Genomic DNA, 501 nt, shown 5'->3' with positions numbered 1-501 from the left:
GTGAACCTATGACCATTTCCAGCGTTACACCCATAACACCAGGTGTTTTGACCCAGCGCCAAGCCGGTGTGGGTAGTGAGTCGCTTTCCGGGCAGTCTCCCGCGCCGGTAAGGGAGCCTTCGGCGGCCAGCGCGCCATCGGCAGAAATGCCGCGTGAGCAATTGGAGTCTGTCGTGGCCAATATGCAAAGTGCCATGCAGTCCATTCGTCGAGACATCAATTTTCAACTGGACGACAGCACCGGGCGTGTCGTGGTCAAGGTCGTTGACGGCAGCTCTGGCGAGGTGGTTCGGCAGATTCCTTCCGAGGAGGCGTTGGAACTGGCGGCACGCCTGGAGGATATGCGCAGTCTCTTGTTTCGCGAAGAAGCTTGAGTGGCCCGTTAATTGCTGAGTGTCTGCTAAGCGTCAATTATTCGTTGCGAGGAGGTTGTCATGGCTGTCACGAGCGTAGGCCTGGGGTCCGGGATTGATATCAAAGCGATCGTAGAGGCCACGATAG

General features: G+C 57.3%; 1 protein-coding gene. It reads left to right on the top strand.

Annotation, left to right across the window (positions count from 1 at the left end):
- Positions 1-374: flagellar protein FlaG (locus AWJ19_RS12315; protein ID WP_198536553.1), on the top strand; the 374-nt coding region annotated here is incomplete at its 5' end.
- Between the last annotated feature and the right edge of the window lie 127 nt (positions 375-501).

The organism is Paenibacillus sp. DMB5 (genome assembly GCF_001517085.1).
Taxonomy (GTDB): domain Bacteria; phylum Bacillota; class Bacilli; order Paenibacillales; family Paenibacillaceae; genus Paenibacillus_AQ.
The sequence above is the reverse complement of the archived record's forward strand: the minus strand, read 5'-3'. Positions and strand labels throughout refer to the sequence as shown.